Origin of the sequence: Rhizobium sp. C1, assembly GCF_021026335.1 — a bacterium.
GTDB lineage: Bacteria > Pseudomonadota > Alphaproteobacteria > Rhizobiales > Rhizobiaceae > Ensifer_A.
The window spans coordinates 178,957-204,920 of record NZ_JAJNCY010000005.1; the positions used below are offsets into that span (position 1 = coordinate 178,957).

General features: G+C 61.8%; 23 protein-coding genes and 1 riboswitch. Of the genes, 13 read left to right on the forward strand and 10 right to left on the reverse strand.

Annotated elements, in window-relative coordinates; genetic code table 11:
* Positions 1–91 precede the first annotated feature (91 nt).
* Genes LQK83_RS12850 through LQK83_RS12865 form a run of 4 tightly spaced genes read left to right on the forward strand, consistent with a single transcriptional unit; the run spans position 92 to position 4,374 of the window.
* Positions 92–1,651: a sugar ABC transporter ATP-binding protein gene (locus LQK83_RS12850; protein WP_230837799.1), complete on the forward strand. Its 1,560-nt coding sequence runs from the start codon at positions 92–94 to the stop codon at positions 1,649–1,651.
* The gene (locus LQK83_RS12855; protein WP_230837800.1) at positions 1,648–2,655 is read left to right on the forward strand and encodes an ABC transporter permease; all 1,008 of its coding nucleotides are present in this window, start codon (positions 1,648–1,650) and stop codon (positions 2,653–2,655) included. The genes LQK83_RS12850 and LQK83_RS12855 overlap by 4 nt, the downstream gene beginning before the upstream one ends.
* A complete protein-coding gene (yjfF, locus tag LQK83_RS12860; RefSeq protein ID WP_230837801.1) occupies positions 2,652–3,638 on the forward strand; it encodes a galactofuranose ABC transporter, permease protein YjfF in 987 nt (328 codons plus the stop codon). Before LQK83_RS12855 ends, yjfF begins: the two co-directional genes overlap by 4 nt.
* A complete protein-coding gene (locus LQK83_RS12865) occupies positions 3,631–4,374 on the forward strand; it encodes a FadR/GntR family transcriptional regulator (RefSeq protein ID WP_230837802.1) in 744 nt (247 codons plus the stop codon). Before yjfF ends, LQK83_RS12865 begins: the two co-directional genes overlap by 8 nt.
* Positions 4,375–4,380: 6 nt before the next feature.
* Here the strand turns inward: LQK83_RS12865 and LQK83_RS12870 are convergent, their stop codons facing one another.
* Complete coding sequence (locus tag LQK83_RS12870) at positions 4,381–5,433, reverse strand: GGDEF domain-containing protein (RefSeq protein WP_230837803.1); 1,053 nt, start codon at positions 5,431–5,433, stop codon at positions 4,381–4,383.
* Between the two features lie 377 nt (positions 5,434–5,810).
* Between LQK83_RS12870 and LQK83_RS12875 the strand changes: the two genes are divergently transcribed.
* On the forward strand, positions 5,811–8,114 hold the full coding sequence (locus LQK83_RS12875; protein WP_230837804.1) for a xanthine dehydrogenase family protein molybdopterin-binding subunit: 2,304 nt from the start codon (positions 5,811–5,813) through the stop codon (positions 8,112–8,114).
* A 219-nt stretch (positions 8,115–8,333) separates the two neighbouring features.
* On the opposite strand, the gene LQK83_RS12880 is transcribed toward LQK83_RS12875, so the two are convergent.
* The 4 genes from LQK83_RS12880 to LQK83_RS12895 all read right to left on the reverse strand — a co-directional run bounded on the left by LQK83_RS12880 (position 8,334) and on the right by LQK83_RS12895 (position 12,509).
* Positions 8,334–9,320 (reverse strand): FecCD family ABC transporter permease, encoded by a 987-nt coding sequence (locus LQK83_RS12880; RefSeq protein WP_230837805.1) that lies wholly within the window; start codon positions 9,318–9,320, stop codon positions 8,334–8,336.
* A 128-nt stretch (positions 9,321–9,448) separates the two neighbouring features.
* Positions 9,449–10,396 carry an ABC transporter substrate-binding protein gene (locus LQK83_RS12885; RefSeq protein WP_230837806.1) on the reverse strand — a complete coding sequence of 316 codons (948 nt, stop codon included), beginning with the start codon at positions 10,394–10,396 and terminating at the stop codon, positions 9,449–9,451.
* Between the two features lie 16 nt (positions 10,397–10,412).
* Entirely contained in the window at positions 10,413–11,258 is an 846-nt protein-coding gene (locus LQK83_RS12890; RefSeq protein ID WP_330166283.1) for an ABC transporter ATP-binding protein, read from the reverse strand.
* Positions 11,259–11,285: 27 nt separating this feature from the next.
* Positions 11,286–11,498: riboswitch (cobalamin riboswitch) on the reverse strand.
* 27 nt (positions 11,499–11,525) lie between these two features.
* The gene (locus LQK83_RS12895) at positions 11,526–12,509 is read right to left on the reverse strand and encodes a CobW family GTP-binding protein (RefSeq protein WP_230837807.1); all 984 of its coding nucleotides are present in this window, start codon (positions 12,507–12,509) and stop codon (positions 11,526–11,528) included.
* 155 nt (positions 12,510–12,664) lie between these two features.
* Here LQK83_RS12895 and LQK83_RS12900 point away from each other — a divergent pair, with 155 nt between their 5' ends.
* A complete protein-coding gene (locus LQK83_RS12900; protein WP_230837808.1) occupies positions 12,665–13,774 on the forward strand; it encodes a CobW family GTP-binding protein in 1,110 nt (369 codons plus the stop codon).
* Positions 13,771–14,073, forward strand: a complete 303-nt coding sequence (locus LQK83_RS12905; protein WP_230837809.1) for a hypothetical protein — start codon at positions 13,771–13,773, stop codon at positions 14,071–14,073. The genes LQK83_RS12900 and LQK83_RS12905 overlap by 4 nt, the downstream gene beginning before the upstream one ends.
* Here LQK83_RS12905 and LQK83_RS12910 read toward each other — a convergent pair.
* Complete coding sequence (locus tag LQK83_RS12910) at positions 14,049–15,080, reverse strand: substrate-binding domain-containing protein (protein WP_230837810.1); 1,032 nt, start codon at positions 15,078–15,080, stop codon at positions 14,049–14,051. The genes LQK83_RS12905 and LQK83_RS12910 overlap by 25 nt on opposite strands.
* 327 nt (positions 15,081–15,407) lie before the next feature.
* On the opposite strand from LQK83_RS12910, the gene LQK83_RS12915 reads away from it, so the two are divergent.
* Entirely contained in the window at positions 15,408–17,261 is a 1,854-nt protein-coding gene (locus tag LQK83_RS12915; RefSeq protein WP_230837811.1) for a DEAD/DEAH box helicase, read from the forward strand.
* Between the two features lie 29 nt (positions 17,262–17,290).
* Here LQK83_RS12915 and LQK83_RS12920 read toward each other — a convergent pair whose 3' ends face one another.
* Together LQK83_RS12920 and LQK83_RS12925 are read right to left on the reverse strand one after the other, a co-directional pair.
* The gene (locus LQK83_RS12920; protein WP_230837812.1) at positions 17,291–18,394 is read right to left on the reverse strand and encodes a hypothetical protein; all 1,104 of its coding nucleotides are present in this window, start codon (positions 18,392–18,394) and stop codon (positions 17,291–17,293) included.
* Between the two features lie 186 nt (positions 18,395–18,580).
* Positions 18,581–19,483: a LysR family transcriptional regulator gene (locus LQK83_RS12925; protein WP_230837813.1), complete on the reverse strand. Its 903-nt coding sequence runs from the start codon at positions 19,481–19,483 to the stop codon at positions 18,581–18,583.
* Between the two features lie 127 nt (positions 19,484–19,610).
* On the opposite strand from LQK83_RS12925, the gene LQK83_RS12930 reads away from it, so the two are divergent.
* The 4 genes from LQK83_RS12930 (at position 19,611) to LQK83_RS12945 (ending at position 22,384) form a co-directional block, all read left to right on the forward strand.
* On the forward strand, positions 19,611–19,940 hold the full coding sequence (locus LQK83_RS12930; protein WP_230837814.1) for a nuclear transport factor 2 family protein: 330 nt from the start codon (positions 19,611–19,613) through the stop codon (positions 19,938–19,940).
* Positions 19,937–20,719, forward strand: coding sequence for an SDR family oxidoreductase (locus LQK83_RS12935; RefSeq protein ID WP_230837815.1), 783 nt, complete (start codon positions 19,937–19,939; stop codon positions 20,717–20,719). Before LQK83_RS12930 ends, LQK83_RS12935 begins: the two co-directional genes overlap by 4 nt.
* 282 nt (positions 20,720–21,001) lie before the next feature.
* Positions 21,002–21,292, forward strand: a complete 291-nt coding sequence (locus tag LQK83_RS12940; protein WP_230837816.1) for a GIY-YIG nuclease family protein — start codon at positions 21,002–21,004, stop codon at positions 21,290–21,292.
* 282 nt (positions 21,293–21,574) lie between these two features.
* Positions 21,575–22,384 carry a hypothetical protein gene (locus LQK83_RS12945; RefSeq protein ID WP_230837817.1) on the forward strand — a complete coding sequence of 270 codons (810 nt, stop codon included), beginning with the start codon at positions 21,575–21,577 and terminating at the stop codon, positions 22,382–22,384.
* A gap of 64 nt (positions 22,385–22,448) precedes the next feature.
* Here LQK83_RS12945 and LQK83_RS12950 read toward each other — a convergent pair whose 3' ends face one another.
* Together LQK83_RS12950 and LQK83_RS12955 are read right to left on the reverse strand one after the other, a co-directional pair.
* A complete protein-coding gene (locus LQK83_RS12950; protein ID WP_230837818.1) occupies positions 22,449–24,059 on the reverse strand; it encodes a cisplatin damage response ATP-dependent DNA ligase in 1,611 nt (536 codons plus the stop codon).
* The gene (locus LQK83_RS12955) at positions 24,059–25,069 is read right to left on the reverse strand and encodes a ligase-associated DNA damage response exonuclease (protein ID WP_230837819.1); all 1,011 of its coding nucleotides are present in this window, start codon (positions 25,067–25,069) and stop codon (positions 24,059–24,061) included. Before LQK83_RS12955 ends, LQK83_RS12950 begins: the two co-directional genes overlap by 1 nt.
* 331 nt (positions 25,070–25,400) lie before the next feature.
* Here LQK83_RS12955 and LQK83_RS12960 point away from each other — a divergent pair, with 331 nt between their 5' ends.
* Positions 25,401–25,910, forward strand: coding sequence for a hypothetical protein (locus LQK83_RS12960; RefSeq protein WP_230837820.1), 510 nt, complete (start codon positions 25,401–25,403; stop codon positions 25,908–25,910).
* Positions 25,911–25,964: the final 54 nt, after the last annotated feature.

The following is a 25,964-nucleotide window of genomic DNA, read 5'->3' on the forward strand; positions in this document are numbered from 1 at the left end:
GGCTCAGACGCGTTCCGTCGGATCATCCGGCGGAACGTTCTTGTCTTAACGACCGACAAGATCAAAGATCACGAAAATACGGGAGGGAACCATGGTCGATACCCATTCGGCTGCGGCAGCGGGCGACAATCCATTCGTACTGGAAGCGCGCGGCGTCATCAAGATATTCGGCCAGAGCAAGGCGCTCGACGGCGTCAACTTAGGTCTACGTCGCGGCGAAGTTCATGCGCTGCTCGGCGAAAACGGCGCCGGCAAATCGACACTGATCAAGATCCTCACCGGTGCCTACCAGCCGGATGGCGGAGAAGTCGTGCTCGACGGCGAGCCGGTGCGTTTTTCCGACCCGCTGCACGCCCAGTCGCATGGCATCGGAACGGTCTATCAGGAGGTCAACCTGCTGCCGAACCGCTCGGTGGCCGAAAACCTCTTCCTCGGACGTCAGCAGACCCGCTTCGGCTTCGTGCGCAAGTCGCTGATGGAGAAAAATGCCCGCGAGCTTCTGTCGCGCTACGGTCTCGACATCGATGTGCAGGCCGAACTTGGCACCTATTCCGTCGCAGTTCAGCAGATCGTGGCCATTGCCCGCGCCGTAGAGCTGTCCGGCAAGGTTCTCGTTCTCGACGAGCCGACCGCCAGCCTCGACAAATATGAGGTCGAGAAGCTGTTCGAAGTGGTCACGCAGCTGAAACAGCGCGGCATGGCCATCGTCTTCATCACGCACTTCCTCGACCAGGTCTTCGCGATTTCCGATCGCGTCACGATCCTGCGCAACGGCCGCCTGATCGGCACCGAACCGCTTGCGGGTCTTTCGCGCACGGATGTCGTGCGCATGATGCTCGGCAAGGACATCACCTTCGCCCCAGCCGTCACCGGCATTGAGGAGCGCGCGGCAGGGCCCGCCCTTGTCGAGTTCAAGGCGTGTGGCAAGGCCGGCAAAATCCACCCCTTCTCGCTGAAAATCCGCCGTGGCGAGGTCGTTGGCGTCGCGGGCCTTCTCGGCTCGGGGCGCACCGAAATGGCGCGCATCATGTTCGGCGCCGACCAGTGCGACGCCGGCGAAATCCGCATTGGCGACAAGCCGGTCTCACTCACTTCGCCGGTGCAGGCCATCGCCCACGGCTTCGGCTTCTGCCCGGAAGACCGCAAGATCGAGGGCATTCTCGGCGACCTTTCCGTGCGCGAAAACATCGTGATCGCCCTTCAGGGTAAGCTCGGCTGGTTCAAGGCGCTGAATCGCGACGAGCAGATGGAGATTGCAGGCAAGTTTGCCGAAGATCTCGACATCCGCGCGGCCTCGCTCGACATGCCGGTCAAGCTGCTCTCAGGCGGCAACCAGCAGAAGGTGATCCTCGCCCGCTGGCTGGCCACCGACCCCAGTTTCCTCATTCTGGATGAGCCGACGCGCGGCATCGATGTCGGCGCCCATGCCGAAATCGTCCGCACCATCAACCGGCTGCGCGAGGAAGGCCTGGCCCTTCTCGTCATATCGTCGGAACTCGACGAGATCGTCGCTTACTCGTCCCGCATCGTCGTGATGCGCGACCGTGAAATGGTGGCCGAACTCACCGGCGACAACATCAATCCGTCCGTCATCGTCCAGGCGATCGCCGCCCAGCATGAAACGGTCGCCGCCGAGGGAGCGAGCGTATGAAACTGAAGAGATTCTCGCGGCTGATCAATCCGCAATCCATCGCCCTCATCGTGGTGCTTCTGGTCAACTGGGCGCTGTTTCCGGGCTTTTTCGACGTCACCTGGCAGGACGGCCGCCTCTTCGGTAGCCTGATCGACGTGCTCAACCGCGGTGTACCGGTCGCCATTCTCGCCATCGGCATGTCGGCGGTCATCGCCACCAAAGGCGTTGACCTCTCGGTCGGTGCGGTCATGGCGATTTCCGGCGCTGTGGCAGCCACGCTCGTTGTCGACGGTTATCCGGCCTATGTCGCCGTCATCGCAGCGCTTGCCATCGGCATCGTCTGCGGCGTCTGGAATGGCGTCCTCGTCGCCTTCCTCGAAATCCAGCCGATCGTCGCCACACTTGTGCTGATGGTCGCCGGACGCGGCATCGCGCAGTTGATCACCGCCGGCTCCATCGTCACCTTTGCCGATCCGGTGCTGATTTATATTGGTACCGGCTCGTTTGCCGGCCTGCCCATGCCGGTGGTCATCGCCATCGTGCTGCTCATCCTCAGCGTCTTCCTTGTCCGCTCCACCGCCGTCGGCCTCTTCATCGAATCGGTCGGTGTGAACCGTGCGGCGGCGAGCCTTGCGGGCATTCGCAGCGGACTTCTGCTGGTCGCGGTTTACGGCTTTTCCGGCTTCTGCGCCGCCGTGTCCGGCCTGATCGTCGCCGGCGACATCAAGGGCGCGGATGCCAACAATGCCGGGCTCTGGCTCGAACTGGATGCGATCCTTGCAGTCGTCATCGGCGGCACGTCGCTGCTCGGCGGGCGCTTCTCCATCGCCATGTCGGTTCTGGGCGCCATCATCATCCAGGCGATGAATACGGGGATTCTTGTTTCCGGCTTCCCGCCGGAATTCAACCTCGTCGTCAAGGCCGGCGTGATCATCCTGATCTTCACCATGCAATCGCCGCTCGCCACCCGCTTCATCGAAATGCGCAAGACCACGCGCGCCGTCGCCAGGAAAGCATCATGAACCGCAGTCTCCGTCCGCTGGCGGCCACCGCCGTCATCTTCGCGCTCGCCTATGCGGCCAGCATCTTCCAGTTTCCCGGCATGTTCTCGACGCGCGTGCTCGGCAACTTCCTGACCGACAATGCCTTTCTCGGCATCACTGCCGTCGGCATGACCTTCGTCATCATCTCGGGCGGCATCGACCTGTCGGTTGGCGCGATCATCGGTTTCACCGGCGTTCTCGTCGCCGTGCTGATCGGCTGGTTCGGCATTCACCCGCTTGCTGCCTTCGCCATTGCGCTGGTCGTGGCGGCGGCTTTCGGGGCGGCGATGGGGGCGGCGATCCATTATCTGGAAGTACCACCCTTCATCGTCACGCTCGCCGGCATGTTCCTCGCCAGAGGCGCCGCCTCTGTCATCACGCAGGATTCCATTCCCGTCACACATGAATTCTATTCGACCGTGACCTCGACCTATTGGTTGATGCCGGGCGGCGGGCGGCTCAGCCTCATCGGCGCGCTGATGATCCTCGTCTTCATCGTCGGCGCACTCGTGGCGCATCGCACACGCTTCGGCTCGAATGTCTATGCGCTTGGCGGCAACGCGGTCTCGGCCGCCCTCATGGGCGTGCCGGTGGCGCGCACGACGATCCTCATCTACACGCTCTCGGCCACGCTTTCGGGACTCGCGGGCATTGTCTTTTCGCTCTACACCTCGGCCGGCTATCCGCTGGCGGCTGTGGGCGTAGAACTCGACGCCATCGGCGCCGTCGTCATCGGCGGAACGCTGCTCACCGGCGGCTATGGTTTCGTCGCAGGCACCTTCATCGGCGTCATGCTGCAGGGTCTTGTTCAGACATACATTATTTTCGATGGAACCCTTTCAAGCTGGTGGACGAAGATTGTAATAGGTGGACTTCTGTTCGTCTTTATCGTCCTTCAGCGGCTGGTCTTCTCTGCATCCTCCTCGCGGACCAAGACCTTTTGGAAATTGAAACATGAGTGAACCCGGCAGCCTGATTCGCTCCCGAACAGGGCGGTCGGCTGCGCCGAATTTCCACTCCTTCGTCATCAACGAACTGGGACTCGGCATCGTGACCGGCAAGTTCCCCGCGGGCTCGATCCTGCCGCGGGATGCCGAACTCATGGACATGTATGGTGTTTCGCGCACAGTGCTGCGCGAAGCCCTCAAGACTTTGGAAGCCAAGGGCATGGTCGAAGCGCGGCCGAAGGTCGGTACGCGCGTCGCGGCCAAGAACCGCTGGGCCTATTTCGATCAGCAGGTGCTGCTCTGGCTCTTCGAAGGCGGCTTCGATGCGAGTCTGACCGCGCATTTCTTCTCGATCCGCCGGCTGATCGAGGGCGAAGCCGTCAGGCTTGCCTGCCGCAACCGGACAGCGGATCAGGTGCGCACCATGTATTACTGGGTCCAGCAGATGAGCATTTCGCGCGGCGTCTCGGAGAGCTTTGCACTGGCGAACCTGGAACTGCACCAGATCTTCCTGACCGCCTCGCAGAACCCGCTGATGCGCGCTGCCCTCGGCGTGGTCGAGTTCACGCTCGCCGCCGCCATGCCGAAAGGCGAGTTCAGCGACGGCACCTCATCCTATTATGAAACCGCGATCCTGACGCAGCGGGCGCTGGCCCAGGCCGTGGAGGCGGGCGACGATGCAAGCGCCCGCGAATATCTCCTGCGCATCCTCGAACTCGAAGAGGCAAACGCGTCGGCGAACCTCGCGTAAGGCGGATCAGATCGCTTTGGTATACATCTTCCTGTTGTTGCTCAGTTCCCCGCGCAGTTGCATGGAGAAGGCGGTCGTCCGGTTGCGGCCATCGTTCTTTGAGGCATAAAGCGCCAGATCGGAATTCTGATAGAATTCGACACCGTCCAGTGCATCATCGGTCATGCTGACGCCGATCGAAATGGTTACCGGACCGATTGCGGTGCTGCTTCCCTTAATCTCGAAGTTCATCGCGGCGACTTCCTGGCGTACGAGTTCGGCCAGCCGCACAGCCTCTTCAGAAGACATGTTTTCGGCAATGAGCGCAAACTCCTCGCCGCCTGGACGCGCCACGAAAATGTTGCGGCCGGCAAATTTGGCAAGCGACTGCCCCACTGCCGTCAGCACCTTGTCGCCAACGGGATGGCCATAGGTGTCGTTGAAGCGCTTGAAATGATCGATATCGGCCAGAATGAGCGCACAACCGCCCAGTTTGCGGTACTTCGCGAAGGCGGAGGCCATGCGATCGTCGAAGGCGCGGCGATTGAAAAGGCCAGTGAGGCTGTCGATATAGGCCAGTCGCTTGTACTCGTTAAGCTTGCGGCGCATCTCCTGCAGGCTTGCCGACTTGTTCTCGGCTTCCACCATGACATTGCCATTGGCGGCCAAGGTTTTCTCGGTCACGGTCTTGGTATCGGCAATGGCGCGCGCAATCTTCATCATCGAGGGATCCTCGTTCGAGGCCAGCACCTGGCGAAGATCGCCCAGCGACACGCCATGGTTTTCCAGCTCATCCTTTTCACGTCCGAGCAGGCTGAGCAGCGCCGCCAGTTCAACCGTAAGGTTGCTATGGGCTCTGTCGATCTGGCGGTTACGACGCAACTCGCCAAGATATTTTTCAAAAAGCCCGTCGAGCTGCCACTGCATCGGCTGCATACCGAGCGCCGCGAGTTCGGCCGAGAGTCTGGCATTCGAGCCGATAACCGCTTCGTAAAACAACTCGTAATTGCGCGGCAGGGGTGGCACATTCCGCCTACGCATAAGCTCTGTCACCGGGTTGCTGACGACAACGGCACACATGCAGGTTTATTCCTTTGAAGTCCAAAAACGTCAGATGAGGCGTTCGATTACCTCGCGCGCCGCTTGTTAAAACGGGCATCGCAGCGTGCAGGCAACGCGCCCCCAACATCCGAGCGCGCGGTGAACCGTCCTCAAGTTTCACTCACTATATCTCGGGGAATGTGTTGAGATATTGCTAATATTCTGTTGCTTATTTCAGAAAAAATGCAACTTCTGGCAATGGATGCGACGCAGTCACCCTCCAAATCGTTCCCAGATTGACAAATGCCCATTCCGCCCTTGATAGTGCCGCATCGGCCTATGCCGGAGACTGATCTTCAGTCGCCCGCCCATTGCAGCGTCACCGCTGCACCGCCCGCCCGATCCCGGAGGAAAATATGAACGTCTACACCGCGAAATTCGGCTTGGGAGCCTCTGTCCTGCGCCTGGAGGACAATGCGCTTCTGAAAGGCGAAGGAAAGTTCACCGACGACCTGAAATTTGAAGGCCTGCTGCACGCCTATGTCCTGCGCTCTCCAGTTGCCAGCGGAACGTTCAGGATCAATTCGGTGGAAGCCGCGCGTGAGGCACCGGGCGTACACCTCGTGCTGACGGCCGACGACATCACCCATCTCCCCGATCTGCCGCCGCAAGCCCTGCTGCCGGGCGAAGACGGACAGAAGCCGGTTCCGCACGGAATTCCACTGCTCTGTCGCGAGCGCGTACGCTATGTCGGCGATGCCGTCGCCCTCGTGGTGGCCGAAAGCCGCACACTGGCACAGGACGCCGCAGAACTCATCGACATCGACTACGAGATGGAAGAGGCCGTGATCGGCGCGGAAGCGGCCCTTGCCGAGGGCGCGGCCAAGGTCTGGCCCGATCTCGCTTCCAACGCCGCAGTGACCTATCGCATGGGCGATCGAGCTGCGAGCGACGCAGCCTTCGAAAAAGCCGCCCATGTCAGCCGCATAGAGTTCATCAACAACCGCCTTGTATGCAATTACATGGAGCCGCGTTCCGCCATCGCCGAATGGAAGGGCGAGGACGAAGGCTTCGTGCTGACAACCGGTACGCAGGGCGTCCATGGCTTCCAGAAGATCCTCGCCACGGATGTCTTCAAGATTGATCCCGACAAGCTGCGGGTTCTCACCTTCGACGTCGGTGGCGCATTCGGGCCGAAGAGCTTTGTCTATCGCGAGCATCCTCTCGTCATGGAGGCCGCGCGCCAGCTCGGTCGACCTGTCAAATGGACCGGCGACCGCACGGAGCATTTCCTGACCGACGCACAGGGGCGCGACAATCTCTCGATCGCCGAAATGGCGATGGACGAGAATGGTCGTTTCCTGGCGCTGCGCGTGCGCACCAGGGCTAGCTTCGGTGCCTATATCTCGCAATTCGGCCCCTATATTCCCTATGTCGGCGCAACCATGCTGACAGGCGTCTATGATCTGCCCGCGATCGATATCGCAGTGACCTGCTATTACGACAACGCCTGTCCGGTCGACGCCTATCGCGGCGCGGGCCGGCCGGAGGCCGCGCTTCTGCTCGAAAAGCTGGCGGATCAGTGCGCGCGCGATCTGGGCGTCGGTGCCGACGAAATCCGCCGCCGGAATTTCATCCGGCCGGAACAGTTCCCATACAAGACCGTGCTAGGCCGCTCCTATGATGTCGGCGATTTCGAACGGCATCTGAATGCAGCCCTTGAAAAGGCCGGCTGGTCAGCTTTCGACGCGCGGGTGAAGGCTTCGAAGGCCAACGGGAAAATCCGGGGCATTGGCCTTGCCACCTATATCGAATGCTGCGCCTTCCCGGGCGGCGAGCCGGTGCATCTCACACTCGAAGCCGACGGCACCGTGACACTAGACATCGGCACGCAGGCCGGTGGTCAGGGGCATTTGACGGCCTATACGCAGTTCGTCTCCGACAAGCTCAACCTGCCCCCGGAGAAGATCAAGGTTCGCCAGGGTGACACGTCGCGGCTTTCGTCGGGCGGTGGCACGGGCGGCTCGCGCTCCATCCCGCTCGGCGGGGTCTCGGCGGCGCGCGCCGGCGAGGATCTGGCGAAGAAAATCCGCAAGCTGGCAGCCGAGGAGTTGGAAGCGGCAGAAGCCGATATCGAATTCGACGACGGCATCGCCCGCATCGCCGGTACCGACCGGCAGGTGGATTTTGCCATGCTCGCCGGCAAGGCAAAGCAGCCGGAGGACCTGAAGGGGCTTGGTGAGTTCACGGCAGAAGAATGCACCTATCCCAACGGCACGCATATCTGCGAGGTCGAGATCGACCCGGAAACCGGGGCGCTCGACATCGTTGGCTATACGGTGGTGGACGATTTCGGTGTGGTGGTGAACCCGATCCTGCTGCAGGGCCAGGTCCATGGCGGCATCGTGCAGGGCATCGGCCAGGCGCTGACGGAAGGCGCGGTGTATGCCGAAGACGGGCAGCTCTTGACGGCAAGCTTCATGGACTACGCCATGCCACGCGCCGACAATCTGCCGATGTTCGACTGGCACGGCGAACACGTACCCTCCACGATCAACCCGCTCGGCATCAAAGGCGCCGGCGAAGCGGGCACGATCGGCGCGACACCAGCCGCACTCAATGCCGTCACCGACGCGCTCTACCGTGCCTATGGCATCAGCCATATCGAGATGCCGACGACACCGCAGCGCATCTGGCAGGCGATTGAGGCGGCTAAGTAAGACCCAGCCGGTCGGCTGAACCAATATGGTTTCAGGGTGCGGCTCCCCCCTCACCCCACCTCCGCTTTGCTCGGCGGACCTCTCCCCGGTGGGGCGAGGATATCCATAAGCGCTGCGGCGCGCTCCCGCTTCTCCCCATCGGGGAGAAGGTGGCCCGAAGGGCCGGATGAGGGGGATGCCGCAACCGGAACGCTTGCCTTGTGAAGGGTTAGCCCGCGTTCACCGCTTCCCATGCATCAGCATGGCAATCACGAAAAACGCGCCGATGGAACTCGTCACCACGCCAACCGGCAGTTCCTGCGGCGGGAGCAACGTGCGGGCGAGCAGATCGCTGCCGAGCATGAGCGCGGCGCCGATCAGGCTGCAAACGATGGCGAGGCGCGCATGCAGCGGCCCGGTGAACGCGCGGGCCACATGCGGCACCATGAGGCCGATAAAGCCGATGACGCCGGTGATCGAGACGAGGAGCGCGGTCGAGAAACTGGCAACGAGGAAGGTGACGTTACGCAGGCGCTTGACCGGCACACCGAGGCTTTCGGCCGTCTGTTCACCACCCAGCAGCGCGTCGAGCTGGCGATGTCGGGCGAGCGTATAGGCAAGCGCCAACCCCGCCCCGGCGAGCCCGATGCCGATATTGTGCCAGCTGGAGAGACCCAAGCCCCCCATGGTCCAGAAGAGGACCGAATGGGCCGCCCGCTGATCGCCGGAAAAGACGAGATAATTGGTGAGCGCCGTGAAGAGAAACGACACGGCAAGGCCTGCCAGCACCAGCCGTTCATTGCCCTGCCCCTCTGTCCGCCGCAAGAGAAACAGAACCGCCCCCGTCGCACACATGCCCCCGGTGAAGGCCGCGATCGGCAGGGTGAAGACGCCGAGCTGATCGCCGACACGGGTGATGACCGCCACAGCCCCCGCCGCCGCGCCCGCCGAGAGGCCGAAGAGGAAGGGATCGGCCAGATCATTGCGGGTGATCGTCTGGAGCAGCAGGCCGATGACGGCAAGACCTGCCCCCACCGCAATCGCCACCAGCGCGCGCGGCAGGCGCAGGTCGACAATGATGCGGTCGATCGGCGTCGCGGCGCTCTCGTGGCTGAGACCCACGGCGCGGGCAATGGCGCCCACGACCTGATCCAGCGGGATCACAGTCGAGCCGTAGGCCACTGAAATGCATGCGAGGATAACGACGGCAAGGATCGCCGCCGTCACAATAAGAGCAAAGCGCGCTGTCGGATTTGGAGCGTTGCTCGATCTGACTTTGTCAGATCGACGCTCCAATTCTTTTGTTTGGCGCATAATCTTACTGATCCTCGTTTCACTCCGGTCGGATTATGCGCTCAGAACGCTTCCGGGTGGAGCGCGCGGGCGATCTTGTCGATGGCCTTCACATTGTCCGGGCCGGGCGTGAGCTCTTCATAGCGCAGGGCCACGAAGCGGTTGTTCTTCACCGCATCCGTTTCCTTCATGACCGGATTGGATTTCAGGAAATCGAGCAGCTTTTTGTAACCCGCGCCATCCTGATAATCGAGCAGGATCAGGAATTGCGGATTGCGCGCGGCCACCGTTTCCCAGTCCGTATTGCCCCAGCTGGTCTGCATGTCGGCCATGATATTCTTGCCGCCGGCTGCCTCGATCATGGCCGTGGGGATCGCAAACTTGCCGGCCGTGAACGGTTTGTCCTCACCGGAATCGTAGAGGAAGACGCGCGTATCGGTGTTCTTGCCGACCTTGGCGCGGATCTCGGCAAGCTGCGCCTTCCACCCATCGACGAGCTTTTTGGCTTCAGCCTCTTTGCCGAAGATCTTGCCAAGCTTTTCCATATCGCCGAACAGCAGGTCCATGGAGGCGGCCGGGCGGTTCTTGTCGAGATGCACGCAGCTTTCCGTCAGAACGAGCGTCTTGATGCCATGTTCGGCCAGCGTATCCGGCGTCACCTCGCCGCCGGGCTTCATGCCGTAATACCAGCCGGCAAAGAAGAAATCGGGATTGGCCGAAAGGATGTTTTCCATCGTCGGATATTTCGGCGCAAGCTCAGGAATGGAACCCTGTTCCTTCTTGAACTCATCATCCAGCTTGTACCAGCCGGAAACGCCGGTAATGCCGACGATTTCCGGCTGCAGGCCGAGCGCAAAGGCCATCTTGGACATGTTGATGTCGTTGATCACGGCGCGCTTGGGGGCGGCATCAAAGGTCAGCGGCTTGCCGCAGCTATCGACGGTGACGGGAAAGGCAAAGGCGGAGCTTGCGGCCAGCGACAGAAGGAGGCCGAGTGTCAGGCGTTTCATCTGGAAATCTCTCAAGTCAGTGATGGGTCATGGGAATGTCGAAAACCGTCAGCTCGCGGTTTTCATGCGGATGCGGCAGGCGCAGGAGATCGATGCCGAAGACCTCGCGCACCAGATCGCGCGACAGGGTCTCGTCGGCAGAAATCAGCCGCCCGTCCCGCATGACGGCCACGCGGGTGGCGAAATCCGGTACGAGGTTGAGATCGTGGAGAACGGCGACCACCGTCAGATCGAGTGCCGCAACCAGCGCCAGAAGCGCGCCGCGGGCGCGCGGGTCGAGATGGTTCGTCGGCTCATCGAGGAAGAGAATGCGCGGCTCCTGCGCCAGCGCGCGGGCGATCTGCGCCCGCTGGCGCTCGCCGCCAGAGAGAAGGCCCATTTCGCGCTTTGCAAGGCCTGAAAGCCCCGTGCGCTCCATGGCCGCGTCGATCAGATCAGCCTCTTCGGCGCGGGTGCGGCGCGTGGCATGCGGTATGCGGCCGAGCGCCACATAGTCGCGTACCGAAATGCGCCGGTCCGGCTGGTCGGCCTGTCCAACGACGGCGATCTGGCGCGCCCGGTCAATGGGTTTCAGCGCTTGAAGCGGCTGACCGTCGAGCAGGATGGAACCCGAGGACGGGCGGCTCATGCCGCACATCAGCTTCAGCAGCGTCGTCTTCCCCGCGCCGTTCGGGCCGATGATCGCCAGACGATCGCCGGTGCGGATATCGAGCGACACGGCATCGACGATGGCGGCGCCACCGGCGGCATGAAAGGTCAGGTTGTGGGCTGCAAGCGCGGTCAAAATCATCTCATCTCTCGGCAATCGGCGCTGGAGAAGGATGATCGGCCATGAACGCGCCAGATCGCGCGTGATGGTCATCAACGCTTCCCGGCACACCCCGTCCGGTTGCTACGTGTCTTGACGGCAGGTCTCCTGGCTTGCGGGTCGAAAGCTCTGCCAGCCTTCCCGGCCGTTTGGGCCAGTGGCGTCGTTGACAGAGCCTCACCGCTCACAGTTGCGGGGGCAGCCATGGTTTCGGCCCCATTCGGGTCGTCCTCACCATGTTCCCTATTAATCCTTCCGGCTTGGCCTTCAGGAACCGTCACCCCCAGTTATGCGCCGCGCGGAACGCTTGTCAAGCGCGCATCACTCTGCCGCCTGTTTGAACAATCGGCATTTGTTGAAGCCATCAATGATGATCTCCTTCGGCAGGTTGCGGCCGATGAAGACAAGGCGGGTGATGCGGGCTTCGCCGTCCCGCCAGGCACGCTGGTGGTCGCCTTCCATCAGCATATGCACACCTTGGACCACATAGCGATCATCGTCGCGGTCGAAGCTGATGATGCCCTTCATGCGCAGGATATCGGCGCCGAAATGCTTCACGGTCTGCTCTATCCAGGGGAAGAAGCGCTCCGGGTCGACTGGCTCATGGGATGTCAGGGAAATGCTCGATACGTGGTCGTCATGCTCGTGCTCATGCGTCTCGTCCAGGAAATCGGGCTCGACTTCGAGAATGCGGGTGAGATCGAAGGCGCGGCGGTCGAGAAGGGCTGCAATATCGACATCGCAACGCTGCGAGCGGATAATCGAAGCCGTCGGGTTCAGGCGGCGAATGCGCTCCTCAACGGCGGCAATATCCTCCTCGCTGACCAGATCGACCTTGTTGAGGATGATCGTGTCGGCAAAGGCCAGCTGTTCCTGCGCCTCATGCGCATGGTCGATCTCGCCGAGCAGATGCTTGGCATCGACCACGGTGATGATGGAATCGAGCCGCGTCTTCGACCGCACGTCCTCATCGACGAAGAAGGTCTGCGCCACCGGCGCAGGGTCCGCCAGGCCCGTCGTCTCGATGAGGATACCGTCGAAACGGTCGCGGCGGCGCATCAGCGTCTCGATGATGCGGATCAGATCGCCGCGCACGGTGCAGCAGATGCAGCCGTTGTTCATCTCGAACACTTCTTCGTCGGTATCGACGATGAGATCGTTGTCGATGCCGACTTCGCCGAACTCGTTGACGATGACCGCGAACTTGCGGCCATGCGGCTCGGTGAGGATGCGGTTCAGAAGCGTGGTCTTGCCCGCGCCGAGATAGCCCGTCAGCACGGTGACCGGTGTTGCTTCGCGTTCCATCGGATTGCCCTCTTCGCGTTAGGGGTCGCGAAGCGGCTTGCGCCGCTACGGTCTCGCCATGTATGTAATGTTATGACATTACGATAATCGATGTAATAACATTACATCTGCGCCCGTTGTCAACCCCGGATCGCGACCGTATGGAAAAGCCCGACATGTCCCAGCAACAATCCTCTGCCACCGGAGCAAAACAGGTGGATGGACGCATCCCCGTCACATTGTTGACCGGGTTTCTCGGCTCCGGCAAAACGACGCTGCTGAACGATGTCCTCGCCCATCCGGCGATGGCGGGAACCGCCGTCATCGTCAACGAATTCGGCGCCATCCCGGTCGACCACGATCTGGTTCAGACCGGCCGCGAGACCTATCTGCGCACCTCGACCGGTTGCCTCTGCTGCACGGCGACGAGCGATATCCGCGCCTCGCTCTATGAACTGGATCAGGCGGTTAGCGCCGGCAGCGTGCCGAGCGTTTCCCGCGTGGTCATCGAGACGACTGGGCTCGCCGACCCCGCCCCCATCGTCAACAGCCTGATTGCCGGTGGCGCACCGGCGCTGGGCCTGCGCGATCATGTCGTGGCGCGGCGTTACCGCCTTGCAAGCGTGGTGACGGCCTTCGATGCGCTGGAAGGTCTCCCGACGCTGGAGCGTTTCATGGAAGGCTGGAAGCAGCTCGCCTTTGCCGACCATATCGTGCTGACGAAAACCGACCAGCCCCATCTTGCCCGCAACTGGGCCGGCGAGCTTGAACATCTCAACCCAGCCGCCACACTGCATGATCGCCATGCGCCGGGTTTCGATCTGATGCAGCTCTTCGGCACCGGGTCCTATGCGCTGGAAGGCAAGGCGGAGGATGTCGCCGGCTGGCTTGCCATGGAGCGACTGGCGCTGCTGCATGACCATGCCCACGACACCGACCGGCATGGCCAGATCGAGGCGGTGTCGCTCACGCATGATGTGCCGCTCGACCGCCGGTCGCTGGATGTTTTCCTCAAGGTCGTCACCAGCAATATCGATTCAGGCCTTTTGCGAATGAAGGGCCTCTTTGCCGTTTCCGACGACCCCGAACGCCCGATCGTCGCGCATGCCGTCCAGCACCGGCTTTATCCGCTGACTCAACTCGACCGCTGGCCTAACGGGGATCGGCAGAGCCGCGTCGTGCTGATCGGCCAGGACATGCCGATCAGGCAGATCCGCGAACTGTTCGCCGCCCTTGCTCCACGCCCACGAAAGGGCTTCGGCTGGGGATCGGGGAGAGACGCATGACGTCCGCCTTCGTCAATCCGCTGCAGCGGCGCGCACCGGGATTGGTCGAGCAGGCCCGCGCCATCAAGCAATGGACCCGCGACAGCCTTGCGCTCCCAGACGATACCGTCGTTTCCGTCAATGAACTCGCCTGCCACCTCCCCGGTTGCCCGCCAAAGGAGACGGTCATCCTTGTGATGAACGCAGCAGTGACAATGCAGGCCTCCATTCACAAGGCTCTGTCGGAGGTGGCGGAGGCGGATGTTGCCGCTGCGGTCTGGACCGATCCTGCCGGTCAGGACCCGGCGCGCGGCGGCTGAAGCGATTTGCCGGGCACGAAGCTCAGCGGCACGATCTCGCCTCGGCGACGGCTGATCTCCTCGTCGGGCGACAGAAGATCGAGCACGGTTTCGCCGAGCCGCGTGCCGAGCGCATCAAGATCGAGCCGAAAACAGGCGGGCGCGGGATTGAGAAAGCGCATCAGCGGATTTTCGCGGAAGGCGACGATGGAAATGTCGCGGCCAGCCTCGACGCCCGTTTCGCCGAAGGCCGCATAGACGCCGGCGGCGGTCACTTCCGAGCAGAGCAGCAGCGCGGTCGGCTGATCGGCCATGCCGGCCACCTGCTTGCCGAGGCTGAAGCCACCCACTTCGCTGGTTGGCACGCGGATGATAAGGCTCTCGTCTACAGCGATCCCCGCCTCGGCAAGACCCTTCAGGTAACCCGCCTTGTAGTGGTAGCCGAGCGCGACATCGTTATCCGGCAAACCGACAGCGATGCGCCGGTGGCCGAGTTTCACCACCTCCTGCACCGAGCGGCGCGCCACGCCCTCGAAATCCAGGTCGATCCAGGAATAATTGCCCGGCGTCTCGCTGCGACCGAGCGTCATGAAGGGCAGTTTCGACTTTGCCAATTGCGCGATGCGGTGATCGACGCGGCGCGTGGCGGTCATGACCAGCGCATCGACGATGCCACGGGCAATCACCCGCGACAGGAACTCGACCGGATCGTCGGCCGAATGGCACGGCAGGACGACCAGATCGTAGCGCTGTTCGGCGAGATAGAGGTTCATCGCATCCAGCACCACATAGAAGAACTGGTCGCCGGCCTGATGCGCGGGATGGCCGGTTTCGATGACGAAGCCGATCGTGTTCGTGGCGCCGCGCCGAAGGCTGCGCCCTGACTGGTTGGCGACATAGCCGAGTTCGGTGGCGGCTTTCAGAACTTTTTCAAGCGTTTCGGGGTGCACGCCCGGCCGGTTGTTGAGCGCACGCGACACCGTCCCTATGGAAATATTGAGATGGTCGGCCAGCCGGCGGATGTTCATTGCGCATGCCTCGTAAACGTTTCCAAGGAATCTCTTGACACGTCTCAAGTCCCAGGACAACTTTCGTAAACGTTTACGAGTCGACCGCGACGGAGGAAGCGCGAATGTTCAGATCGACCCGGCCAATGTCTATCTCTTCGACCGGAAGAGCGAGGCGGCGCTCAGGAGCCTCTGACGGACAGGCGACCGGTAACCCTGAAAGGCAGCCCTGCGCATCACGCGGAGCTCCGCCCTGTACATTTTACCAAAGTGCAGGTAGAAAGCGCGCATGATTGATCCCGCAGCATGCGTTCCCGCATCAGCGATCCCGTTCCGAAAGATTTTTGCATGACCATTCTCGACGGCGTTGCGACGCCGCTTGGCAACGCGCTTCAAAAGCGCGGCTACACCCAGTTGACCCCCGTTCAGGAAGCGATGCTTGCTGACGACCTCAAGGGCCGCGACGCGCTCGTCTCCGCGAAGACCGGCTCCGGCAAGACGGTGGCTTTCGGCCTCGCGATTGCCCCCGACATTCTCGGTGAAAACCGCCTCTTCGGCCCGGCGGAAGCGCCTCTGGCGCTCGCGATTGCACCGACGCGCGAGCTTGCCATGCAGGTCGCCCGCGAACTCGAATGGCTCTATGGCGAGGCGCATGCGGTGATCGCCACCTGCGTCGGCGGCATGGATACGCGCAAAGAGCGCCGCGCGCTGGAGCGTGGCTGCCACATCGTCGTCGGCACGCCCGGCCGTCTGCGTGACCACATCACCCGCAACGCGCTCGATCTCTCCAACCTCGCCGCCGTCGTGCTGGACGAGGCGGACGAGATGCTCGACCTCGGCTTCCGCGAAGACCTCGAATTCATCCTGGGTGCTGCGCCGACCGAACGCCGCACGCTGATGTTCTCGGCCACTGTGCCCAAGTCGATCGCCACGCTTGCCAAGAGCTACCAGCGCGACGCGATGCGCATCACGACCGCCGCCGAAGAGCAGCAGCACAGCGATATCGAATATCGCGCCCTGCTCTGCGCCGCGCCCGACCGCGAAAACGCGATCCTCAACACGCTGCGCTATTACGATGCGGCCACGGCCATCGTCTTCTGCTCGACCCGTGCTGCGGTCGCGCATCTGACGGCGCGCTTCTCCAATCGCGGCTTCCCCGCCGTGTCGCTGTCCGGCGAGCTGACGCAGAACGAACGCAGCCACGCGCTGCAGGCCATGCGTGACGGGCGCGCCCGTGTGTGCATCGCCACCGACGTTGCCGCGCGCGGCATCGACCTGCCGAGCCTCGAACTCGTCGTCCATGCCGACCTGCCGACGAATGCCGAAACGCTGAAGCATCGCAGCGGCCGCACCGGCCGCGCCGGACGCAAGGGCGTCTCCGCCCTCATCGTGCCGCTGCCCGCCCGCCGCAAGGCCGAGCGCCTTCTGGACGCCGCCGGCATCAACGCCGAATGGGCAAACCCGCCGACCGCCGCCGCCATCCTGCAGCGCGACGACGAACGCCTGCTGACCGACCCGGAACTGAGCCTTGGCGTTGACGAGGACGATCGCGAGATGGCCGCGCGCCTCATCGAGGCGCATGGCGCCGAGAAGATCGCCGCCGCCTATATCCGGCATTTCCGCTCGACCCGCTTTGCGCCGGAAGACATCCAGGAAATGGCCGTCTATGCGCCGAAGTCCCGCGAGGCGCGCGACGCCACGCGCGAACGCCGCACCAACGATTTCGAGCCGCAGCCCGCCCGCGCCCGCGAAGACTTCGACGAAAGCGTCTGGTTCTCGCTCTCGGTCGGCCGCAAGCAGAATGCCGAGCCCCGCTGGCTCATCCCCATGCTCTGCCGCGCCGGCAATATCGGCAAGCGCGACATCGGCACGATCAAGATGATGCCCGGCGAAACCTATGTCGAAATCCACGCCAGCGCTGCTGACGGCTTCACAGCCTCGCTCGGCCCCAAGATGCTCATCGAGGACAAGCTGCGCGTCAAAAAACTCGACGCCCGCCCCGACATGTCCCGCAGCGGCCCGCGTGAGGCTGGCCACCGCGACGAACGCCCGCAAGGCGACTTCAAGAAGCCCGACTGGAAGAAAAAGGGCGACTACGCCGGCAAGAGCGACGGCGGCAAGCCCTACAAGGGCAAGAGCTTCGACGGCAAGCCCGGCGGGGCTAAGGGCGGCAAGCCGGACTGGAAGAAGAAGAAGGGTTGAGGACTGGCCGGGCCAAGCCCGGCAAACCTCTATTTCCAGCTCTTGTAGTCGCTTGCGACACAGCCGAAAGGCGCGCGGTCATGACCAAAGCGCGCCTTCAGCTGAGAGCAGCCCCAGGCGTTCAACGGACGCGGCATGAGATTGTTGATATCCATGCCCGGCGACTGGAATTGCGTCGGTGAACTCGTGACATACCAAAGCCAGAAGCCGAAGACGCCGATGACAAGCATCAGCAGGATCGCGACGGCAATCTTGATGCGCGACCAGATCGAAATCTGTCCCTCGGGCTTCTGCGCTTCAAGAACGGTATCCTGGCCCGCGTCATGCTCGTTCTGGAAGGGCGCCAGCGCCGCGACGCGCTCCTCCTCCGTCAGACCATTGATACGCTGCAAGCGGCTGTCGAGCAGAATTGGCAGCGATGTGTCGCCATGGCGCACGGCCAGCGCCACCGGATTTTTGCCATTGATGCCGACAAGCAGCGGCTCCTCCCCCGGTTGCAACCGTGTGTAGACTGTCCGTCCGGTTTTGTCAGAAGCGATCTTGTCGGCATAGGTGACGGAAAGTCTGCCGCGGCGGCGGTCGAAGGCCATGATCTCGACCGGAACGGGCATCAGCCGGGCGGGCTGGCTCAATCGGCTTTTCGCCCGCGCAATACGAAGACCCAGAAAGATCATGCCAAGACTCAAGCCCAACATGAAGACAGCGAAGGCGGCGAGCGTGATGATCCGGTTCCACAACTTGTCGAGCCCCAGGCTCATCGTCGCGAGTTCCGGATGATCCGCGGAAATCACCAGCCCGGTCTCGTAATCGCCGACGTGGAAATCGACGAACATGATTCGGACGTCCTGATCGTAGGACTTGCCACCGTATGTGTAGACAAGGCGCGCCTCGCAATCGGTGAAGATCGCCTTGCGCGTGGTGCAGCGCCCGTCACGAACGTCGCCCTGCTCCAGCGGCAGCGGATTCTGGCTGATCTGAAAATCGCGATACACCCCGGGTGCCTGCCAGATGAGAAGGAATATCGTCAGCGCCAGAATGATTGGCGTGGACCAGAAGTAGGCATTTGGTGTGGAGAGTGAATCTTTTCGCAGCGAAAGCGGGCGGGCGGGAAGAATGAGAGAAGGCGTCGACATCGGGTTCCTCGGTTTGCCGGCTTGAACGCCGGCTTTGGTTTTTGGTTCCTGAAGGTCAGGTTCTCTTATTATTTTCTCTCCGGCGTCTTGTCACGCAGATTGCATTAAGTGTGGTAAGGTTTTCGTGACTTTCCCAGCCACAAACGCGATGATCGCCTGCAAGGTGAGGTCAGGAAGTCCGACTATTCATTCGACCTGCCGGCCATGCGCCCGCGCCATCTCCACGAAGGCGCGGAAGGCGGCTGACGGGTTCTTGCGGCCGGGATAGTAGAGGCAGAGCGGGACCGTTGGCGGTGTCCAATCCTGCAACACGCGTTCAAGCCGCCCGGCAGCGATGTCTTCGCGCACATCGGCTTCCATGAAGAAGCCGATCCCGATCCCCTCGGCAACGGCTATCCGGGAAAGCGTGGATTCATCGAGCGTGATCGGACCCTCGACGTCGATCTGAACCGCCTCTCCCTCCTTCTCGAAATGCCAGCGATAGGGCGCGCCGTTTGGCAGCCTGATCTGGATGCACCTGTGTGCAAGGAGATCGGGCGGAACGCGCGGTCTTCCATGCGCCTCGAAATAGGCCGGTGCCGCGACCACGGCGAAACTGCGTGGCAGCCCGAGCGGAACCGCGATCATGTCGCTCGGCACCAGATCGGCAGGCCGAAGCCCGAGATCAAACCCCTCGGCCACGATGTCGACGATGCGGCCCTCCGTGACGAGATCGACATGAACCTGCGGATAGCGGCGCAGAAAGGCCAGGACCAGCGGCGCCAGGATCTCGCGGGCGCCGGACGCGAAGGCATTGATGCGCAATGTGCCGGACGGCGTGTCCTGCTGCGAGCGCGCCGTTTCCATCGCGTCCTGTATGACGCGCAGCGCCGGTGTCACCTGGCTCACGAAGGTTCGTCCGGCATCCGTCAGCGACACGCTGCGCGTGGTGCGATTGAACAGCCGGACGCCAAGCTCCCGCTCGACCTTGCCGATGAGATTGCTGAGCGCCGTGGTTGAAAGCCCGAGTTCGGGGGCTGCGGCGCGAAAGGACTTCCGCGCGGCGATGGCGAGCACCGCTTCGATTTCCAGCAGACCGTGTCGCGACATTATCCCGATTTCCGAAATATTACATCCGCTTTTATCCCACTTATTGAAACACCGGTCCAGCCTTAGATTGTCCTCATCGATGCCGCTGTAGCCCGGCACTGACAGAAGCGAAACAAGGAGACCAAACATGTACTTCCAGCTACCCGAGCCGATCGCCACCTATTTCCAGGCCGACCGGAACACGAATGCAGACGCCGTGGCGGCGAGCTTCAGCGAAAACGCGGTCGTGACGGACGAAAACAATCTCTATCGCGGCCGCGATGCCATCCGCCGCTGGAGGGCGGAAGCCTCGGCCAAGTACACCTACACGGTCGTGCCCTTCGCCATGACAGCGGAAGGGGATCGCACGGTGGTTTCAAGCCACCTCACCGGCGACTTCCCCGGCAGCCCGATCGACCTGCGGTATTTCTTCGTGCTCGAAGACGGCAAGATCGCCGAACTGGAGATCAAGCCATGATCCCCTTCGTCAATCTGGAAGGCAAGCGCGCGCTCGTGACATCGGGCACGCGCGGGGCCGGAGCCGCAACGGTACGGCTGTTCCGCGAACTCGGAGCCACGGTCCTGACCAACGCGCGGACGAAACCGGCAACGCTGGAAGAGGGCGTCGAGTTCGTCGCGGCGGACCTGACATCGGCGGAAGGCTGCGCCAGCCTCGCCGCCGCCGTCCAGGATCGCCTCGGCGGGGTGGACGTGATCGTCCACATGCTGGGCGGCTCGTCGTCGCCCAGCGGCGGCTTCGCCGCACTCGGCGAAGCGGAGTGGGCGCAGGAACTGGACCTCAACCTGATGCCGGCGGTGCGGCTCGACCGCGCTCTCTTACCCGGTATGATCGCCCGTGGAAGCGGCGTCATCATCCACGTCTCCTCCATCCAGCGGATCCTGCCGCTGCCGGAGGCCACGACCGCCTATGCGGCGGCCAAGGCCGCGCTTTCCACCTACAGCAAGGCGCTGTCGAAGGAAGTCTCGCCCAAAGGCGTCCGCGTGGTGCGTGTCTCGCCCGGCTGGATCGAAACCGAGGCATCCCTCAGCTTCGCCGAGCGGCTCGGGGCTGAAGCCGGCGTCGGTCTCGAAGAGGGCAAACGCATCATCATGAACGCCCTCGGCGGCATCCCCCTCGGACGACCGTCCACACCGGGAGAAATCGCCAACCTCATCGCCTTCCTCGCCTCCGACCGCGCCGGCAGCATCACGGGGTCTGAGTTTGTGATCGATGGGGGGACAGTGCCGACGGTTTGAGGGGGCTTCCCGGCATAGTTTGACGAGGTGAGGATGAGGGCAACGCCGGGTGCCGCACCAACCTCATCCTCCGTCATACCGGCCTTGAGCCGGTGTCCAGTGCGCGATGTCAATCGCGCGGGGCACTCTTCTCCCATGGAATAAGTCCTTTCAGCTCGCAGACGCGAGCTGGCTGGATGCCGGATCAAGTCCGGCATGACGGAGAGAATGGGAGAGGCGTCGCGTCCAGACAACCTCCGTCCACGTATTGCACCACAAAACAACCTCGAATACAACCATAGCATGAAAGGCTATGTGTATATCCTCGCCTCGAAACGCAACGGAACGCTCTACACCGGCGTCACCAGCGACCTGCCACGTCGGCTTTACGAACATCAGAACAACGTCACACCGGGATTCACCTCGACCTATGGCGTCAAGACATTGGTATGGTTTGAGGAATTCGATCTCGTGACAGATGCCATTGCGCGCGAAAAGGCTATCAAGAACTGGCCGCGGAAATGGAAGCTGGAGCTGATCGAGGCGATGAACCCGGATTGGGAGGATATCGCGCACTATCTGCTGCTGCCGTGAGGGCCATGCACCAGAACGGCCAATGCGTCGATTGGCGTTCCCCCACACGCCGTCATCCCGGACTTGATCCGGGATCCAGCCAGCCTGCGTCTGCAGGCTGAAAGGACTCATGAACGTGCGTGCCTCGTAAGAGAGTCTTCCGCGCGATGGACATCGCGCACTGGATGCCGGATCAAGTCCGGCATGACGGAGAGGTTTGTGACCAAACCGGTTATAGAGGTTGCCAGTTAACGCCCTAAGATTGTAAATTAGCGAAGACGCGCCGCCCTCGGGATTATCACAATGAGCAAAGAGTCAGAATTCGGTCAAAAATTCTCGCAACTCTATTTAGTCCCGGCGGAATTGCTACAAGATAGCACACGTATGAGAAGAAGAATCGGCGCAGTCTTCTTTTTCCACGCTGGGAATGTTAGAGATCTGCTCAACTGGGAAATTGGCACCGCTCTCGACGCGGGCGGCTCTGCAACAGCAGACTACTGGCCGTCGGCCTTCACAAGAATTGAGCTTAGGGATGTGCTCAATGCGATCACTGTCATCGCTAATCGACTTGATAGCAGAGACCGTTTTCTGAGAGAGGTCCAAAGAGTATTTGATGAGGAGCATGTCCGTTATACGCTTGATCACCTTGGCGGTGTTCACTTTAGGGTAGATGCTGAATTTGAACGCTCACGGACTTCAACAATTCACACATTGGCCGGTGCCAGATACGAAGCGGTTAGAGATCAAATTGACCGCACATTCAGAGCTCTAGACAGTATCCCACCTGATGGAAAGCTCGCGATTCGCTCAGCATTTTTCGCCGCTGAAGGATTGTTCCGGTTGATGTTCCCCAATGCCCACCAATTAAGCTCGACCGAAGTTTCTAAGTACCTCAAGCCAATAATTGATAAGCAATTTGCCGGGGCACGCCCAGCGCTGCAAGTTTCGCTGAAGCAATTGGAAGCCTTTAAGTGTTGGATTGATGGCGCTCATTTTTACAGGCATGAGCCTGGATCGGAGGAGCCTACACAACCACCGCTTGACTTGGCGATCTTAATGGTTTCCCAAGCTGCGGCTTACATCAGATGGCTTCAACAGTTCGATCCGAATTAAACGCGATATAGCTGTCTTCGCAAAAGTCGTTGAACTGCGAGGAAATAGAGGAACGGTATTTTCCTCACCTCTCCCCCACCAGCGCCATCAGCGTCTCCAGCCGGTCCGCCTCGATCGGCGGCTTGTCCATCCTCAGCCGCGCAATCCGCGGAAACCGCATCGCCACGCCCGATTTGTGCCGGTTTGACAGCGCGATGCCTTCAAACGCCACTTCCATCACGAAGCCTTTCTCGGGCTCGGCGCGGACGGCGCGGACGGGGCCGAAGCGGTCTGTGGTGTTGTTGCGGACGAATTTGTCGAGGACTTCGAGTTCCTCGTCGGTGAAGCCGAAATAGGCCTTGCCGACGGGGACGAGGACTTCCTGGCCGGGTTCCCCGGTCCAGACGCCGAACGTGAAGTCGGAATAGTAACTGGAGCGCTTGCCGTGGCCGCGCTGGGCATACATCATCACCGCGTCGATGAGATAGGGGTCGCGCTTCCACTTGAACCATTCGCCCTTGACGCGGCCGGCCTGATAGTGGCTCTCGCGGCGCTTGATCATCACGCCCTCGATGACCGGATCGGGCGGGTCGAGCCGCAGCTTTTCCAGGCCTTCCCAGCTGTCGAAGGGGACGGTGGGCGAGAGGTCGAAGCGGTCATGGGCGGCGCGCTCGATAAGGTGGCCGAGCCGTTCGCGCCGCACCTCCAGCCCCTCGCCGCGCACATCGCTTTCGCCCTCGAAGAGGAGATCATAGGCGCGGATGAAGGCGGGATAGTCTCTGAGATGCGCCGGCGTCACCGTCTTGCGGTTAAGCCGCTGCTGCAGGTCGGAAAAGGTCAGCGTCGGCGAATTGGTACGCGCGGTGCCGCCGATCAGCAGCTCGCCATCGATGACGCCCTCGAAATCCACCGCCTCCAGCACATCCGGGAAGGTCTCGGAAATGTCGTCGCCGCTGCGTGAATAGAGTTTCTTCCGCGTGCCCGACGAGGAGAGCTGCACGCGGATGCCATCCCATTTCCATTCGGCGAGGAAATCGGCGGGGTCCATTTTCTTCAGGTCATCGTCGCCGATCGGGTGCGCCAGCATGACCGAATGGAAGATGGCGGGCGTCGCCAGCATCGGCTTGCCCGCCCTTCCCTCCAGCCAGGCGAAGAGATCGACGTAAGGCGGGGCCAACCCATGCCACAGTGTTTCGATCTCGGTAATGTCGATGCCGCTCATCTGGGCGAGCGCCTGCTTGGCAAGCCGCGCGGAGACGCCAATGCGCAGATTGCCCATGGCGAGCTTCAGGAAGGCATAGCGGCCGCTGGCATCCAGCCGGTCGAGCAGCGCGCGCAGATGCGTGCGGATATTGCTGCGGCTCAAGCCGTTCAGCTCCTCGACGACGGCGCTCAGGCGCGGCGGCTCCGGTTTTTCGCCCTCCGGCGCCTGCCAGACGAGCGATACGGTCTCGGCCAGATCACCCACATAATCATAGGAATAGCGGAAAAGCTCCGAGTCCATCTGTTCCAGAACCAGCTCGCGGATCAGCGCCGGCTTGACCAGATGAATTTCGAGCGTGCCGGTCAGCGCGGCCAGCGCATAGCCGCGATCCGGGTCCGGGGTGGTGGCGAAATAATCGGCCAGAAGCGTCAGCTTGCCATTACGCTGCGGCGTCAGCACAAGACGGTCAAGAAGATTGGCAAAGGCTTCCATCAATCGCCCTCGTCTTCATAGCCGACGAGATGCAACGGCTTGGCGGCCACACCCTGCAGCGTACACCAGCGCACCAGCGCCTCCTCGCGCCCATGCGTCACCCAGACTTCGCGCGGGGCGATCTCGCGGATCGTCGCCGTCAACTCGTCCCAGTCGCAATGGTCGGAGATGATCAGCGGAAGCTCGACGCCGCGCTGGCGCACCCGTTGGCGGACCATCATCCAGCCGGAGGCAAAGCCGATCAGCGGCTCGGCAAAGCGCCGCGCCCAGCGATCGGAAAAAGAAGATGGCGGGCCGATGACCACCGCGCCGCGATAATCGGCGCGCTCGGATTTCTCCACCGTGGCCGGACGCAGATCGCCGAGATCGATGCCCTCGCTCTGATAATAGCGGCAGAGCTTGTCCAGCGAGCCGTGAATATAGATCGGCGCGTCATAGCCCTGCCGGCGCAACAACGCGATGACCCGCTGCGCCTTGCCGAGCGCATAGGCGCCGATCATGTGCGTGCGCTCGGGGAAGAGCTTCAGCGAGGCGATCAGCTTGCTCATTTCCTTGTCCGGATCGGGATGGCGAAAGACGGGCAAGCCAAAGGTGGCCTCGGTGATGAAGACATCGCAGGGGACAGGCTCAAAGGCCTCCGCCGTCGGGTCGGGCGAGCGCTTGTAATCGCCGGAGACGACAATGCGCGTGCCATTCATCTCGACGGCAATCTGCGCAGAGCCCAGCACATGGCCGGCGGGATGAAAGTGGACCGTCACGCCATTGACGTTGATCGTCTCGCCGAAGGCCGCCGCCTGTTCGGTCCCACAGAAATCCGCGCCATAGCGCAGCCCCATGATGTCGAGCGTCCGCCGGGTGGCCAGAACCGCGCCATGGCCGGGACGCGCGTGGTCGGAATGGCCGTGGGTGATCAGCGCCCGCTCGACCGGCCGCACCGGATCGATGTAAAAGCCGCCGGGGCGGCAGTATAGCCCTTCCGGTCGCGGGCTCAGAAGCTGCTCGGCATCCATGGGCGTAGCGGGACCTCATCAGGGGGTCGGTGATTGATCAGTAACGCCCATATGATGCGTCAGTTCCGGGGAATTCAAGGTGGGCGAGAGGGATACGGCAATGATGGCTTTGCGGTTTGCGCCACCGGGAGCGCCATAGCTGGCAGGAAAATCCGGGAGTGGCGTGAACACAGCTTCAGTTGGGTGATGTTTCGAGATACTCTCGTGAGAGTTGGGCGTTGTTTGCGCTAAGTCCTTTAGTTAGAAACACAATCCGCACCATGCTCGTGTCAATCCAGACTGATGATTGTTCCACTATCAAAGTTGCAAAAGTAGAAATGGGTTACTTTTCGTGAGAGCTTTAGCTTTATGTCTGGCCTGCATCTATCTTTCCTTGGGCTGTAGCAATGCGCGGGCTGACGATTGGCCGTCCGATCGTCAAAAAATAGAAAAATTCCTGGCTGGACGCGATTGCGCCAGCGCCTGGAAGAAGCTCTGGCCGTCGGCCAGGAGCGGCAACAAAGATGCATTGAACATGATTGTCGACGCCATCTTCGCGCATGGAATGACGGTGCCGGGCACATCCGATGCGATTTCCAGAATTAGATACATCAATCTTTTCAGCATCTACGGCCTGCAGAAGAAGGACTCATTTACCTATAAATGGGTCTCCAACATGTACGAAATGAAGTATTTTACAGACCCCTTCCGTAAATGCGTCATGGATGCCAAGGATCTGTCCAAATGCGCCCAGATTGCCGTAGATGATAGACTTCTGCCTGAGTTCAAGCAGTTCGTCAGAGAGGTCGATCTTTTGTCCAAAGGCAAGAATTCCCAATGCGCGCTTCAGGAGCTCCGCTGACGTGATCTAAGTGGCGAATCTCGGCAACCGCGCGGGTTTGATCCAGACCGACCG